At 62.9% G+C, this 16,658-nt stretch carries 6 protein-coding genes; 1 reads left to right on the top strand and 5 read right to left on the bottom strand.

Annotation, left to right across the window (positions count from 1 at the left end; all coding sequences use genetic code 11):
- Positions 1 to 7: 7 nt before the first annotated feature.
- Positions 8 to 9,424 (bottom strand): tandem-95 repeat protein, encoded by a 9,417-nt coding sequence (locus JN279_RS34675; protein WP_202351443.1) that lies wholly within the window; start codon positions 9,422 to 9,424, stop codon positions 8 to 10.
- A 311-nt stretch (positions 9,425 to 9,735) separates the two neighbouring features.
- On the opposite strand from JN279_RS34675, the gene JN279_RS34670 reads away from it, so the two are divergent.
- The gene (locus tag JN279_RS34670) at positions 9,736 to 10,680 is read left to right on the top strand and encodes a transglutaminase-like cysteine peptidase (RefSeq protein ID WP_096454084.1); all 945 of its coding nucleotides are present in this window, start codon (positions 9,736 to 9,738) and stop codon (positions 10,678 to 10,680) included.
- A gap of 86 nt (positions 10,681 to 10,766) precedes the next feature.
- On the opposite strand, the gene JN279_RS34665 is transcribed toward JN279_RS34670, so the two are convergent.
- The 4 genes from JN279_RS34665 to JN279_RS34650 are packed head-to-tail and all read right to left on the bottom strand — an operon-like array spanning position 10,767 to position 16,354.
- A complete protein-coding gene (locus tag JN279_RS34665; RefSeq protein ID WP_096454085.1) occupies positions 10,767 to 11,408 on the bottom strand; it encodes a ribbon-helix-helix domain-containing protein in 642 nt (213 codons plus the stop codon).
- Complete coding sequence (locus JN279_RS34660) at positions 11,398 to 12,687, bottom strand: HlyD family type I secretion periplasmic adaptor subunit (RefSeq protein ID WP_096454087.1); 1,290 nt, start codon at positions 12,685 to 12,687, stop codon at positions 11,398 to 11,400. The genes JN279_RS34665 and JN279_RS34660 overlap by 11 nt, the downstream gene beginning before the upstream one ends.
- Positions 12,688 to 12,732: 45 nt before the next feature.
- Complete coding sequence (locus JN279_RS34655) at positions 12,733 to 14,865, bottom strand: type I secretion system permease/ATPase (RefSeq protein WP_202351442.1); 2,133 nt, start codon at positions 14,863 to 14,865, stop codon at positions 12,733 to 12,735.
- Positions 14,866 to 14,905: 40 nt separating this feature from the next.
- Positions 14,906 to 16,354 (bottom strand): TolC family protein, encoded by a 1,449-nt coding sequence (locus JN279_RS34650; protein ID WP_096454091.1) that lies wholly within the window; start codon positions 16,352 to 16,354, stop codon positions 14,906 to 14,908.
- Positions 16,355 to 16,658: the final 304 nt, after the last annotated feature.

Raw genomic sequence — 16,658 nt, 5'->3', positions numbered from 1 at the left:
TCGCCCCTTAGGCCACGTCCGTCTTGGTGCCGTGGCTGTCATCGTAAAGTATTTTCACCGCTTCGGCAGCGCTGTGGAACGTATAGTTCTCCAGCACGGCGACCGTATGGTAGTTGTCGCCACCGCCATTCGTGTCGACCTTGACTTCGGCATTCGCCGCATTGGCCAAGGACTGCGAGATCTCCACAAAGCCGCCGGCTTCGAGATCGGTAACGCCGGCCAGGCCTTTCAGCAACGAGGACAGATCGATCTTGTCGCCGTTGGCGCCATCGTGGAAGTCGGCGATCAGATCGGCGACTTCGAGCGAGCCGATGGCGAATGTCCTGGTGCCATCGGAGGCCACCGACGGCTGCGCCGGGGCAACCAGCGACGTATCGAGTTCCACCTCGATATAGTTGCCGCTCGTGCCGTCGGCCATCTGGAAGGTGCCGTTGCCGGTCACGGTCTGCCCGTCGATTTCGCCGACAGCCGGGTGTGCCGCCGTGCTGATGGAAGCAACACCGTTGTCGGCGAGGCTCGACAGTTCCCCGGCGTCGCTGGTGCCGTTGGCATTGGCGTCCTTCCAGATCAGCAGGCTGCTGAACGCCGCGTCGTTGTGGTCGATGACACCGTCATGGTTGCTGTCGAGCGATGCCAGTGCCGCCGCCCCGCTGGCGAAATGGCCGCCGCCGAAGTTCGGCGTGAACAGTTCGGTGCCGTCATCGATCTTGCCGTCATGGTTGAGGTCGACCGCCAGCATGCCGTCGTTCGAGGTGTTCCAGGCCAGTTGCTCCTTGGTGCCGTCGCCGTTCATGTCGAACTGAGCACCGTGGCTGACGTCGGAGAATGTAAAGCCATTGTGGTTCAGGTCGAGGATGACGGGATCGACCGATCCACCGATCAACGTGTTCAGGTTCGCCACGGTGACGCCCTGAAGGTCAACGAATGCTCCCACACCGGCACTCGCGGTTGCTTGAGTGTAGACGAAGGTATGATTTACCCCTGCGATCGTCCCTGTGAAAGCGAGCGTCGCCCCGGCGTCTCCGATATCTGTAAGTGTCAGATACTGGACCACCGCCGCCAGGCTTGCAGCAGAGGTGACCGCCAATGGCGCGGTAAAGGTGTCGGTGCCGAAGAAGCTGGCGATGCCGTTCGTCACCGAATGGGACTGAACCGTGTCCCCGCCGATCGTCAATGTGGAGTCCCCGCCATTGACGTTGCCGGTGGTGGCGGCCACCAGTGTTCCAGGCAGGCTCAGCTTGTCGGCCACGGTTGCGAAGTCCGTAATGATATCGTAGCCGGAGATCGTGCCGGCGTTGCCTGATCCGCCTATGACCGGCGTCGAATCGCCCGTTCCGATCACGAAGGTGTCGTTGCCGCCTCCACCGGTCAGGAAATCGTTGCCGCCCCGTCCGACAATGATGTCGTTTCCACCGCCACCAGACAGATGATCAATACCGGACGTTCCGTAAATCTGGTCGGCCTGTGTGGCGTCGCCATTCACGGTGATCCCGGGATCTCCCGGGTCATGCGAGAAGAAGGAGAAGCTGACGTTACGGGCTTGGTAGTTGCCGCCGTTGTTGTCGAAATAGGACAAGGTCCATGAATCGCCGGCTGTCGGCGGGTGCGCGATCAAATAGGCGGCAAGCGTCGTGGACGTGGCGTTGCCAGCGGCGTCGAGCAAGAAAACATGGTCGTAGTTGACAGTCGCCTTCATCAGGCCGGTAGTCGCATCAAAGAACCAGCTCTGCTCGAATGTTGCGGCAGTCAGATCGTCTTCGACAACCGCGAAGTGGTTGGTGCCAATGACGATCTCGACCTGAACTTCCTGCTCGCGGTGCGATCCTGCGCTGCTGTCCCCGAAAACGCCGGGATTCTGCTCCGACACAGGGATGGGCGTGGCGAAAGGTGTCTGCTGGAAGTCGGTATAGACCACCACTGTCGCGCCATGTGGATCGGCGTTTATGGCGTTGACCGTGGCTGCAGACAGGGTCAGCGTCGAGACCTGGTCATTTCCGGACGTAAGCGGACTGCTGCCATTGCCGATCTGCGACGTGTCGCTAGGCAGGCTGGTCGGGGGCACTTCGTGGATGCCGACAGTCTGTGTGACATGGACGGTACCGTCAAAGACATCCAGCGACAGGTTGTTGTTGACCGTATCGGTCACCGTCGCGGTCGGTCTGTAGACTAGGTCATCCAGCAGGTTGATGCCGGCGGACGGATTGTAGAGCACCGTGCCAGTGGTCAGGGCGACATAGCTCACGCCGTTGAAATAGAACGTGCCGGTGGGGATCGTCCCTGTCGCGGTGACGATGAGATTGTCGCCATCGGCATCCGTCGGGATTGTCACCAGCAAAGGATATCCGTTGGGATAGGTAGGGGTGCCGAGCGTCTCCTGCCCTGGATCGCTCGACATCCAGTTCTGGGTGTTGGCGACAACTGGTGGGTCGTTGACGTCGGTCAGGTTGATGGTCAGCGTCGTCGTCGACAGGTCGCCGTCACCGTCCTTGATGGTATAGACGAACACGTCCGTGGTGTTCGCGTTGATGCTGTGGGCCGTCGACTGGTAGGTGTAGGACCCGTCCGCGTTGAGGTGCAACGTACCATGCAGGCCCGTTATGTCAGCGCCTGCACCAGTCGTCACTGCCGTCGTGGTGTCGCCGCCTGCGGCACGGGCACCCACAACTCCGCCGCCGGCAGCAAAGCCGTCGGCGCCGGCCACGTCGTTGACCAACACGCCCGCCGCCGCCGTCACGCTCAGCAGCGCGCCTTCGTTGACGTTGCCGGTGTCGGCATGTGCGAAGGGCACGTCGTCGACGATGTTGATGACCAGGCTGCCGGCCGGAGCGGTGTCGCCGTCGGCGTCGGTGACGACGACCGCGAAGGCGGTGCTGGTGTTGTCGCCCGTCGTGTTGGTGGTGAGCGTATAGGCGTAGCTGATCGAGCCGATGCCGGTGTTGGCGTCATAGACATAGCTGGCCGTCATCGAGCCGGTGGCGTCGGTGAAGGTCTGCGGCGCGCCGGTCAGGACATGGCCGCCGAGCGAGACGGTCTGGATGCCGTCAGGCGAGGTGAAGCCGATGGTGCCCGAGGTGGTCTCGGAGGTGTTGGAGTTGTTGTTGGGATTGCCGTCGGCGATCTCGCCGGAGCCGGCCGGCAGGCCGCCATGCGGCGGCAGGCCGGCTTCATAGACGGTGGTCGAGGCAAGGCCGGGCGCCGGGATGTTGTCGCTGGGCGTGGAGTCGCCGACCGAGATGGTCAGCGTGGTGTGTGACAGGTCGCCGTCGCCATCCTTGATGGTGTAGGTGAAGACGTCGCTGACGCCGCCTTGCGAGCCGGGATTGCGGACGTAGCTGTAGTCGCCATTGGCGCCGAGCGTCAGATCGCCATAGGTGCCGTGGATGACCGAGCCGATCGTTGCGGCGCTGTCGAGATTGGCATTGGTGTTGCCGGCCGCGACGCCGGCGACGGTTGCGCCGTCGGCGCCGAGCACATCGACACCGGTGACGGGCGAGGTGGTGCCGACCGCGGTCAGCACGTTGCCGGTCTCTGCGGTGAACTGGTTGGCGGCGAGGCTGTCGGTGTCGGCATGTGCGAAGGGCACGTCGTCGACGATGTTGATGACCAGGCTGCCGGCCGGAGCGGTGTCGCCGTCGGCGTCGGTGACGACGACCGCGAAGGCGGTGCTGGTGTTGTCGCCCGTCGTGTTGGTGGTGAGCGTGTAGGCGTAGCTGATCGAGCCGATGCCGGTGTTGGTGTCATAGACATAGCTGGCCGTCATCGAGCCGGTGGCGTCGGTGAAGGTCTGCGGCACGCCGGTCAGGACATGGCCGCCGAGCGAGACGGTCTGGATGCCGTCAGGCGAGGTGAAGCCGATGGTGCCCGAGGTGGTCTCGGAGGTGTTGGAGTTGTTGTTGGGATTGCCGTCGGCGATCTCGCCGGAGCCGGCCGGCAGGCCGCCATGCGGCGGCAGGCCGGCTTCATAGACGGTGGTCGAGGCAAGGCCGGGCGCCGGGATGTTGTCGCTGGGCGTGGAGTCGCCGACCGAGATGGTCAGCGTGGTGTGTGACAGGTCGCCGTCGCCATCCTTGATGGTGTAGGTGAAGACGTCGCTGACGCCGCCTTGCGAGCCGGGATTGCGGACGTAGCTGTAGTCGCCATTGGCGCCGAGCGTCAGATCGCCATAGGTGCCGTGGATGACCGAGCCGATCGTTGCGGCGCTGTCGAGATTGGCATTGGTGTTGCCGGCCGCGACGCCGGCGACGGTTGCGCCGTCGGCGCCGAGCACATCGACACCGGTGACGGGCGAGGTGGTGCCGACCGCGGTCAGCACGTTGCCGGTCTCTGCGGTGAACTGGTTGGCGGCGAGGCTGTCGGTGTCGGCATGTGCGAAGGGCACGTCGTCGACGATGTTGATGACCAGGCTGCCGGCCGGAGCGGTGTCGCCGTCGGCGTCGGTGACGACGACCGCGAAGGCGGTGCTGGTGTTGTCGCCCGTCGTGTTGGTGGTGAGCGTGTAGGCGTAGCTGATCGAGCCGATGCCGGTGTTGGTGTCATAGACATAGCTGGCCGTCATCGAGCCGGTGGCGTCGGTGAAGGTCTGCGGCACGCCGGTCAGGACATGGCCGCCGAGCGAGACGGTCTGGATGCCGTCAGGCGAGGTGAAGCCGATGGTGCCCGAGGTGGTCTCGGAGGTGTTGGAGTTGTTGTTGGGATTGCCGTCGGCGATCTCGCCGGAGCCGGCCGGCAGGCCGCCATGCGGCGGCAGGCCGGCTTCATAGACGGTGGTCGAGGCAAGGCCGGGCGCCGGGATGTTGTCGCTGGGCGTGGAGTCGCCGACCGAGATGGTCAGCGTGGTGTGTGACAGGTCGCCGTCGCCATCCTTGATGGTGTAGGTGAAGACGTCGCTGACGCCGCCTTGCGAGCCGGGATTGCGGACGTAGCTGTAGTCGCCATTGGCGCCGAGCGTCAGATCGCCATAGGTGCCGTGGATGACCGAGCCGATCGTTGCGGCGCTGTCGAGATTGGCATTGGTGTTGCCGGCCGCGACGCCGGCGACGGTTGCGCCGTCGGCGCCGAGCACATCGACACCGGTGACGGGCGAGGTGGTGCCGACCGCGGTCAGCACGTTGCCGGTCTCTGCGGTGAACTGGTTGGCGGCGAGGCTGTCGGTGTCGGCATGTGCGAAGGGCACGTCGTCGACGATGTTGATGACCAGGCTGCCGGCCGGAGCGGTGTCGCCGTCGGCGTCGGTGACGACGACCGCGAAGGCGGTGCTGGTGTTGTCGCCCGTCGTGTTGGTGGTGAGCGTGTAGGCGTAGCTGATCGAGCCGATGCCGGTGTTGGTGTCATAGACATAGCTGGCCGTCATCGAGCCGGTGGCGTCGGTGAAGGTCTGCGGCACGCCGGTCAGGACATGGCCGCCGAGCGAGACGGTCTGGATGCCGTCAGGCGAGGTGAAGCCGATGGTGCCCGAGGTGGTCTCGGAGGTGTTGGAGTTGTTGTTGGGATTGCCGTCGGCGATCTCGCCGGAGCCGGCCGGCAGGCCGCCATGCGGCGGCAGGCCGGCTTCATAGACGGTGGTCGAGGCAAGGCCGGGCGCCGGGATGTTGTCGCTGGGCGTGGAGTCGCCGACCGAGATGGTCAGCGTGGTGTGTGACAGGTCGCCGTCGCCATCCTTGATGGTGTAGGTGAAGACGTCGTCATGGCCGCCTTGCGAGCCGGGATTGCGGACGTAGCTGTAGTCGCCATTGGCGCCGAGCGTCAGATCGCCATAGGTGCCGTGGATGACCGAGCCGATCGTTGCGGCGCTGTCGAGATTGGCATTGGTGTTGCCGGCCGCGACGCCGGCGACGGTTGCGCCGTCGGCGCCGAGCACATCGACACCGGTGACGGGCGAGGTGGTGCCGACCGCGGTCAGCACGTTGCCGGTCTCTGCGGTGAACTGGTTGGCGGCGAGGCTGTCGGTGTCGGCATGTGCGAAGGGCACGTCGTCGACGATGTTGATGACCAGGCTGCCGGCCGGAGCGGTGTCGCCGTCGGCGTCGGTGACGACGACCGCGAAGGCGGTGCTGGTGTTGTCGCCCGTCGTGTTGGTGGTGAGCGTGTAGGCGTAGCTGATCGAGCCGATGCCGGTGTTGGTGTCATAGACATAGCTGGCCGTCATCGAGCCGGTGGCGTCGGTGAAGGTCTGCGGCACGCCGGTCAGGACATGGCCGCCGAGCGAGACGGTCTGGATGCCGTCAGGCGAGGTGAAGCCGATGGTGCCCGAGGTGGTCTCGGAGGTGTTGGAGTTGTTGTTGGGATTGCCGTCGGCGATCTCGCCGGAGCCGGCCGGCAGGCCGCCATGCGGCGGCAGGCCGGCTTCATAGACGGTGGTCGAGGCAAGGCCGGGCGCCGGGATGTTGTCGCTGGGCGTGGAGTCGCCGACCGAGATGGTCAGCGTGGTGTGTGACAGGTCGCCGTCGCCATCCTTGATGGTGTAGGTGAAGACGTCGCTGACGCCGCCTTGCGAGCCGGGATTGCGGACGTAGCTGTAGTCGCCATTGGCGCCGAGCGTCAGATCGCCATAGGTGCCGTGGATGACCGAGCCGATCGTTGCGGCGCTGTCGAGATTGGCATTGGTGTTGCCGGCCGCGACGCCGGCGACGGTTGCGCCGTCGGCGCCGAGCACATCGACACCGGTGACGGGCGAGGTGGTGCCGACCGCGGTCAGCACGTTGCCGGTCTCTGCGGTGAACTGGTTGGCGGCGAGGCTGTCGGTGTCGGCATGTGCGAAGGGCACGTCGTCGACGATGTTGATGACCAGGCTGCCGGCCGGAGCGGTGTCGCCGTCGGCGTCGGTGACGACGACCGCGAAGGCGGTGCTGGTGTTGTCGCCCGTCGTGTTGGTGGTGAGCGTGTAGGCGTAGCTGATCGAGCCGATGCCGGTGTTGGTGTCATAGACATAGCTGGCCGTCATCGAGCCGGTGGCGTCGGTGAAGGTCTGCGGCACGCCGGTCAGGACATGGCCGCCGAGCGAGACGGTCTGGATGCCGTCAGGCGAGGTGAAGCCGATGGTGCCCGAGGTGGTCTCGGAGGTGTTGGAGTTGTTGTTGGGATTGCCGTCGGCGATCTCGCCGGAGCCGGCCGGCAGGCCGCCATGCGGCGGCAGGCCGGCTTCATAGACGGTGGTCGAGGCAAGGCCGGGCGCCGGGATGTTGTCGCTGGGCGTGGAGTCGCCGACCGAGATGGTCAGCGTGGTGTGTGACAGGTCGCCGTCGCCATCCTTGATGGTGTAGGTGAAGACGTCGTCATGGCCGCCTTGCGAGCCGGGATTGCGGACGTAGCTGTAGTCGCCATTGGCGCCGAGCGTCAGATCGCCATAGGTGCCGTGGATGACCGAGCCGATCGTTGCGGCGCTGTCGAGATTGGCATTGGTGTTGCCGGCCGCGACGCCGGCGACGGTTGCGCCGTCGGCGCCGAGCACATCGACACCGGTGACGGGCGAGGTGGTGCCGACCGCGGTCAGCACGTTGCCGGTCTCTGCGGTGAACTGGTTGGCGGCGAGGCTGTCGGTGTCGGCATGTGCGAAGGGCACGTCGTCGACGATGTTGATGACCAGGCTGCCGGCCGGAGCGGTGTCGCCGTCGGCGTCGGTGACGACGACCGCGAAGGCGGTGCTGGTGTTGTCGCCCGTCGTGTTGGTGGTGAGCGTGTAGGCGTAGCTGATCGAGCCGATGCCGGTGTTGGTGTCATAGACATAGCTGGCCGTCATCGAGCCGGTGGCGTCGGTGAAGGTCTGCGGCACGCCGGTCAGGACATGGCCGCCGAGCGAGACGGTCTGGATGCCGTCAGGCGAGGTGAAGCCGATGGTGCCCGAGGTGGTCTCGGAGGTGTTGGAGTTGTTGTTGGGATTGCCGTCGGCGATCTCGCCGGAGCCGGCCGGCAGGCCGCCATGCGGCGGCAGGCCGGCTTCATAGACGGTGGTCGAGGCAAGGCCGGGCGCCGGGATGTTGTCGCTGGGCGTGGAGTCGCCGACCGAGATGGTCAGCGTGGTGTGTGACAGGTCGCCGTCGCCATCCTTGATGGTGTAGGTGAAGACGTCGTCATGGCCGCCCGGCGAGCCGGCGTCGCGCACATAGGTGTAAGAGCCGTCGGCGCTGAGCGTCAGCTTGCCGTAGAGGCCTTGGATCTGGGTGCCGACATTGGCGTCTCCGCCGCCGACCGTGGTACCAGCCGCAACACCCACGACACCGCCCGCGGCATCCTTGCCGTCGGCGCCGAACACGTCGTTCACGAACACATCGCCGTTGATCGCGGCATGGCTGCCGGACGGCACGTTGCCGATGTCGGCATTGGCGGTCGGCACGTCGTCGATGATCTGGACGGACAGCGTACCGGGAACCGAGGTGTCGCCGTCGCTGTCGGTCACCGTCACTGTCATGTTGTCGAAGATGGAATCGGTGCCCGCACCCGGGTGAACCACGCCATGGACGAGCGTGTAGCTATAGCTCACCTGGCCGGTGCTGGCGTCGTAACCGCTGATCGTCAGCGTGTTGCCGAGCGGCGTGGTGATATTGATCGGCGTCGATGCGCTGTCGGCAAGGGCAGCGCCCGAAATCACCTGGCCGGCGATGGTCAGCGAGCCGATGCCGTCTGGCGAAGAGATGGTGAAGGTGCCGGTGTTGTGTTCGGAGGTGTCGCCGTCGACGCCTGGCGCCGCCGCCTCGCCCGAGCCTTCCGACCCCGAGCTTGCCGGTATGCCTTCTTCATTGACGATGGTGTCGCCGCCATCGACGGAAGGCGTCAGGTCGCTGATCGACGGCGTGGAATTGGGTCTGAGAAGAGACGGGAACAGTTCGCGATGTTCCGGCTGGCCGAACGCCAGATCCGTCGGCGGCAACAGCGCCGACAGGCCGAACCCGTCGCCGATGCCGCCAGGGGGAACCGAGAAGTCTCCGCCGGCACTCGCGGGTGAACCGCCGGGGCCTGCCGATATCGATCCGTCGGCGCCAAAGGCGACGTCGACATGGCTTGCTTCCAACGCCGCGATCAAGGCAACACGCGGCACTTCGACGTCGCCGATGACGAAGGTCGGCACGTTGAGGGCGCCGTCCTTGATGACGATTACCGAACCGTCCGCCTGCTCGAGCACGAGGTTATGGCCGTCGACCTTGATGTTGTCGATCGAGACATTGGCGGGAAGTTTCACCACATTGCTGGCGTCGGCCACATATTCGTGCGGCGCGGCTGCCGCTGGGGCCTTGGCCTCCGCGGGTGCTTCCGGTTTGACCGGCGTGCCGCTGCCGACATCGACGGGAACCGGCTCAGTGGCTGCCGGGGCGGCCTTTTGCGCCGGGCTGGCTTCCGCGACCTGGATCTGCGCCTGCGACGGCAGGCCGTTATGTTCAGAATGCTCGTCCCAGGAATGAGAGACGGTGTCCAATTCGTTACTGGTGGTCATAGCCAAACCCCTCCGGCATTTCCCGGAAACAGACAGTGACCACTTCTACTTTGCAACTATGCCGCAATCCGTTTCATATATTCGGATATGCTGGCTTCGGCATTTTTTATGCGTGGTAAACTCGAAACATATAACCCGATATACATTGGCTGGTATGATGAGGGTTGGCGTCCGCCGCTTGGTAAACAGAAGTATAAACTTGTATAAAATTTTACATAAAATAGAGGGCATCAAGTGCAGGAAACTTATCCACCTTCCTTTTCAATAATTTGAGACGAGATTGGTAGCGTCCACAGTCAAAGGTGGGCGTTATGACAAAAGAAAAATCTGCCCAAGGGGCAACCAGGCTCAAAGCGCTGCTGCTGGCAATCGGCATTATGGGCCTGCCGCAGCCATTGTCCGCGAGCGCTTTGCCGGCACGGATCGATTCGGCCGGCTCGCTGTTGGCGGAGGTCGAAGCGCCTCCCACTCTCGGCGGCATTTCGCTGCTGCGGCCGCAGCCTTGGCAGCCCGCCTCGACCTACCGAATCGGCATGGTTCTGGGCAGCTATGGTCCTGCCTCCATCGATCAGCAAACCGGCTCTTCGACGGCACTGGGCAATGCCGGGATCGATCCCATCCAGACGGCGGCGATCATTCCCGGCGTGTTCGGATCGGTTGCTCTGTCCATGCATAATTTTCCGGTTTCCGCGCGTTGGGCACCGGTCTACAAGGCAATCGTCGACTGTTCCGCCGGCAGTGGGTGTGATGGCAAGAACAGCATCTTCACCGCGATCGTCAATGCTGCCAAGGACAAGCGGTTTATCGACAAGCTGTCCTTCATCAACTCAAGCATAAACCACGCCATCGCCTACAAGAAGGACAGCGTGGTTTACGGCAAGCTCGACTACTGGGCCAAGCCTTCGGAAATTCTCGAGCATCGGGCGGGTGACTGCGAGGATTTTGCCATTCTCAAGATGGCGGCGCTGCTGCGTGCCGGCATTCCGGCGCAGAGCATGTCGCTCGTTGTTCTGCAGGACCGCAAGCGCGGTTTCTTTCATGCCGTGCTGTCCGTCAGCACCGGCAGCGGGGTCTTCATTTTGGACAGCCTGAGCAACGTCGTCTCGCGCGACAGCGATCTTCCCGACTACGTGCCATTGTATTCGTTCAGCACCGACCGCGCGTGGATCCATGGCACCAGGCCCGGCGCGGCCCAGGTCGCCGATGTCAAGGGCGGTCTTGCGACTGTTGCACCCGGCGAGGGCCTGCAGCCGTAGCATTCCCAGGACAAGGCGCCCGTTAAGGGACGCCTCCGTTCTTCGATATCGCCCCCTGAAGCGAGGTCACGTTCGGGCGATATGTGTTAGCCGCCAAAAACAAAGGCCATCAGCAGCTCCGGCTCTAGCACCGGCGCCCGCGCAGCATTCAATTGTCCCCGGTAGCGGCGGTCGCCTGCACCGATGACGAAACCGGTGGCGACCGGTGTTTCGCCATTGGCGTCGAGCCGCGCGAATATGTCAGCGACATTGAGATCCAGGGCAAGCTTCAGGTCGTGGCGCGCATCTTCGCTTGGCGCGACCGGCAATTGACGCCTGACCAGTTGCTGGAACGGCGCGTTGAAAGTCAGGATCCTCTTCGACGACGAGAGCGCAAAAGCCGGTGACGGACAGGCGACCAGAATGGCGTTGATCGTCTTGATCGACGCAAGCCTTCGCAAGGTCTGGTTTTCATCGGCCAATCCGCGCATGCAGGCCACCCGGATTGCCGATGTCAGGTTTCCTGTGTGGGCATGGCTTTCGGCGATCTCGTCGATCAGCATGCCGATCGTGCATTTGCGGCTTTCGGCCATCTGCTTCAGCGCGGTCCAGAACGCCCGCTCCAGACGAATGCCGCGTCGCGTGCCGCCACGCGCCACGACCCGGAACTCCAGGCCGAAATCCTCTGTCGCCATGGGTGGGAGCAGCCGCTCGCGATCGGCAAGTGGGGAGGTCGCGCTATCGTTCACTCATTGCCTCCTCCCGTGCCTTGTTGATAGGCTTCAGCAGATAGGTGAGGATGGTTTTGTGTCCGGTCTTGATGTCGACCGAACAGATCATCCCGGGAATGATCGAATAGGTCTTGCCATCGCGCGTCAGCGTCGACCTCTCGGTTGCGACGCGCACCTGGTAGTAGGGCTCGCCCGTCTTCTGGTCGACCAGGCTGTCGGCGGTGATGTTGGAGACCTTGCCTTCGATACCGCCGAAGATCGAGAAATCATAGGCGGTTATCTTGATCAGCGCGTCCTGGTCCGGCCGGATGAAGGCAACATCGCGTGGTGAAACCCGCGCTTCGACCAGCAGCGTCTCGGAAGTCGGCACGATGCCGGCCACGACCGCGCCGGGCTGCACGAAAGCGCCGACCGTGTTGATATCAAGCGTGTTGACGATCCCGTCGACAGGCGAGCGGATGTCCGTGCGCGCCACCTTGTCGGTGGCGCCGCGGATGGTCTCATCGACCACCGAAAGATCGGCCAGCGCCTGCGTCAGGTCGCTCAGCGCCTCCTGCTGCAGCTGCAGGCCGAGCTCGTTGACTTGAAGCTTGGCTTCGGCGATGGCCGCCTTGGCTTTCTTGATGGTTTCACCGGCGAGGTTCAGCTGCCCATGCAGTTCGGTCTGCTCCCGCTCGACGCGGATCTGCTCGGTCTTGGCCATCAGCCCCTTCTTGACCATGGACTCGACCAGCGCCGTTTCCCGGTCGCTGACTTCGAGATTTTTGGTGAGGCGATCAAGGTTGGCGGTGGCTTCGTCCAATTCGTTCTGGCGCTGATCGAGACGCGATTTGAGGACCGACAGCTTGACTTGGAAGTTGTCGCGACGTGCGATCAGCAGCTTCTGCTCGTTGTCGCAGATTTCCGGGGCGACCTTCTGGATTTCGGGCGGACAGGGAAATGGGCCATCAATATTGCCGCTCTGTTCGAATTTGAGCCGCGCAATGCGCGTCTGAAGCGCCCGTGCCTTGGCTTGCTGCTCGCCAAGGCTGGACGTGTTCATCGTATTGTCGAGGCGGATGATGAGATCGTTCTTCTTGACGACCTGCCCGATCGTCACGGCAATTTCCTGAACGACGCCCGGCTCGCTGGATTGGATGATCTGGGTTTTGGAAGCCGGTATGACCTTGCCGTCGCCACGCGCGATTTCGTCGACCTCGGCAAAGGACGCCCAGGCGACAGAGGACACAAAAAGTGCCCCTATGATGAACAAGGACGCCGACGCGAAAAGCGGCGGCCGGTCTTCCCTTGCAAGCATGTCCTACAACCCCAACGCATTGAATGCGTTCAATAAGTCTGTTTTTCAGGCGTTTGTTTTCTGCAGCGCCTGTATCACTTGATCCTTCGGTCCATCGGCAACGATCCTGCCTTGCTCGATGACGATAAGACGGTCGGCCAGTTCGAGCATGCTGAAGCGGTGTGTTGAAACGATCAGTGTCGTGTTCCGGTCGAAGGCCACTTTGAGCTGCTTGATCAACTGCCGCTCGGAAGCCAGGTCCATCGATCCCGACGGCTCGTCCAGGAAGACGATTTTCGGTCTGGTCAGCAAAAGGCGGGCAATCGCCATCGTCTGCCTCTGGCCGCCCGAGAGATTGGTGCCGCGCTCGCCGACATTCATGTCGTAGCCACGCGGATGACGAGAGACGAAATCGTCGACGCCAGCAGCCTTGGCCGCTTCGACGATCTGCTCATCGGTCGCCTCCGGACATGCCATCAGGAGGTTCTCCTTGATGGTGCCCGAAAACAGATCGTTGGCCTGCGCGACGATCCCGACCGCGGCGCGAACCTCCGAAGGGTGGTATTGGCGGATGTCGATGCCGTCCAGCAGCAGCTCGCCTGATGTCGGCAGGAAGAGCCTGCCGATCAGCCGGCCCATGGTTGTCTTTCCCGAGCCGATACGGCCGATGATGCCGATCCGCTCACCGGGCTTCACCGAGAAATTCAGACCGGTCAGAACCTCGTTCTCGGAGCCTGGATAGACAAAGCCGACATTCCTGAACATCATCGCGCCATTGCGGATGGGCCGGTTGACGAAACCCACCGTATCCGGGCGATCTTCCGGCTGCGCCATGATCGAGTTCACCATGCGCAAGGAAAGCATGGCCTGGCGAAGTCTGGACAGGGTAATGGCGATCTGGCCGAGTGGAGACACCGCCCGGCTGGCCAGCATGACGGTGCCGATGATGGCTCCGGTGGAGACGTGTCCTTCCGAGAAGGCATAGGCGCCGGCCACGATCAAGGCGACGGTCACCATCTGCTGGATGGCCTGCGTTATGTTGCCAGCGGCCGCCGAGAGCTGCTTGATCTTCTCGGACGTGTTGGACGCGTTCTTGGAATGCTCCCCCCATTTTCGCAACAGATACGCCTCGGCCCGCAGCGATTTGATCGTCTCCAGCGTGGAGATGGATTCGACCAGCAGGGCCTGCCGTTGCGAGGCCTCGTTCATGGAGGCCGCGACACGCTTGCCGATACGCCGCTGCGTGATCAGTCCGACGATCACGGACGCGACGAAGGCCAGCGCGGGGATGATCACCAGCCAGCCGCCTATCGCATAGATGACCAGGAGAAAAATGAAGACGAAGGCCGTGTCGATGAACACGCTGATGGTGTTCGAGGTGAAGAATTCGCGAACGAATTCATACTGCGTCACCCGATTTGCGTATTCGCCCGTTGAACCTGGCCGTGCCGACAGGGACGAATTCAGCACTTTCTCGAACAGCAAGTAGGAAATACGCAGATCCGCCTTGCGCCCGGCGTAGTCGATGAGGGACGCCCTGGCGGTCTTCAGCAGCAGGTCGAACAGGATGACCGCGCTGATGCCGATCGACAGCACCCAGAGCGTCGATATCGCCTTGTTCGGCAGGATCCTGTCGTAGACGTTCATGGTGAAGATCGGCGAGGCTATGGCCAGCATGTTGATGAATATTGCCGCCAGGATGACCTTCGAATAGGTGCGCCAGAACGGGCCCATCGTTCCCGTCAGCCAATGTCGCCGCTCGATCTTCGGCGCCGAACCGACGTTCATCCCCTCGGCGGCGTTGGCATAGGTTATCGAGAAGGAGACGCCGCCACTGATGTAGCTGGCGGCCAGCTCGGATCTCGTGATGGTTATACGACCGTCTTCCTGGGGAGCGGTGGTGAATGCGCCGTCCTCGGTTTCGGCCAGCAGGGCAACCGGCAATTGGCTGACGCGAAACACAATAGCGGGGAGGTCGATGCGCCCCCGAAGAAAGTCACGATGGCTGAACTCGGTGATTTCAAGGCCAATGCGCTCGGCAATATGCCGGATGGCATCGATGTCGATACGGGTGTCCGACAGCGGCACGCCGGCGAACAGCACCGTTTGCGCGCTCGGCCTGCCGAGATAGCCAGCAACAGCCGAGAAGCAGGCCTTGAACGCCTCCTTCGGGGAGAGGATGTTGGGTTGCTGGTTCACGATCCGCCCACAGGGACTTTCGATCGACCCTTACATCCGCTTACTTTTTCCTGACCGGTGCCAGGATATCGAACGGCAGGTCATTTTTCTGTTCCGAAGGCGTCCGCGCATAGGTTTCGGTGTCGGCCGTTTCCGGTGCCGCGAACTCGGTTCGCGCGTAGGCCGCGGCCTGCTTTGGCGGATGGATATCCATGGTTTTCAGCAATTGCCCAGTCGCCGCCAGAAGCCGATATTGGGCAAAGAGAGAGGCGTAGGATGCGGTGTCCGCCAGGGTCGCCGTGTTGAACCGCGTATTCTGCGCATCCAGCACATCGAGCAGTGAGCGCTGACCGACCTTGAATTGCTCGCGATAGGACGCGACCAGCTTCTCGTTGGAGGCGGCTTGCAGCTTCAGGGTCTTTGCCAGGTCGGCTTGCCGGAAACGGCGATCCCACGATGTGCGGACGGCCTCTTCGATTTCCCGCAGCACCTGATGCATCGCAAGCCGCTGCTCACTCGTGCGACGGATCTGCTCCTGTTCATTGGCCTTGTCGATGCCGCCCCGGTACAAGTTCCACCGCAGCACCAGGCGTGCCTGCAGGTCGGATGTGTCTCCATTGTCGCCGTCGATGTCATACCCAGCCCGAGCGACGCCTTCAGCGACGATCGAGGGGCCGTATTTCGCCCGGGCCGCGTCCACCAGCGAGGCCGCCGCGGCGATATCGCTATCGGCCATATGAACACGCGGATTGCTCTCCCGCGCAAGGCCGATCGCATCGTCCAGCGACCTTGGCAGCGCGCCGGAAACATCGGCCGGCCTCGATGCATTGGTCAGCGGCTTCCCGACGGTCTTGAAGAACCGTATCCTCGAGGCCTCCAGCTCCTCCGAGGCTTCCTGCATGCGGGCCTTGGCCGCAAACAGCCGCTCCTCGGCTTGCTGCCGGTCGGCTTCGTTCAACCCGCCGCCGGCAATGCCTTCCTGGATGTCGTGGAGGATTGCTTGATGGAAGCCCAGGTTCTTCTTTGCCTCGGCCACGATCGAAGCCTGAAGCATGTATTCGAGGTAGTCCTGGACGACCGAGAGCCCGATGAATTCCGACCGCTCCAGCACACGAAAGGACGCGCCGTCGACGCGCGAGGCTTGGCGATTCAACTCGGCTCGCCTTGCGCCGCTGTCATAGAGCGTTTGCGAAACCGTCAGATCGGTTTCTGCCGGATAAAGTGCGTCGTCCTCTATGGAGAGCGCGCGTCGTGAGGAATTGTCGAGACGGCGAGCGCCAGCCGACGCTTCCAGGTCGACGCTGGGAAGATAGAGCCCCTTGGCCTGCCGCAATTCGAACTCGATCGCTTCGCGATTTTCTATGGCCTGGCCGATCTCGGGATTGGATTCGACGGCAACCGCCACCGCTTCCTTGAGCGAAAGTGCACTCGCACTTACGCAGCTCAGCATCGTGGCCGCCATCAAAAGACCCAGGCGCCTGCCCATGGCTGACATGCTTGTCGTATTCATCTAACCCGCCCCAACGTTTTCCGTGCGCCTTTTCCCACAGCGCTACAACCAAGCCTGAGCTTGCCGTCACACATTATCCGACAGTTTCACGAAATATGTGAGTGATTATTAAATTAGATAGTCCTGAAGGAGCATTTCCGATCATAAGGTTGAGAAATGTAGCAAAAATGGCACAACACCCGGTCCGTTGCGGTTGTATCCAGCCGCTGCCGGGAGCTGAAAAGACAAAGGGGCAATCGCTCCTGCAAGCAGCGTCCTGTGAAGTGCGGTGAACTGGCTGGCATACTGGCAGCGTCGAACGGAT

Origin of the sequence: Mesorhizobium sp. 113-1-2 (assembly GCF_016756475.1) — a bacterium.
In the GTDB taxonomy this organism is placed as follows: domain Bacteria; phylum Pseudomonadota; class Alphaproteobacteria; order Rhizobiales; family Rhizobiaceae; genus Mesorhizobium; species Mesorhizobium loti_C.
Note: the sequence above shows the minus strand (reverse complement) of the source record. Positions and strands in the feature narration are given on the sequence as shown.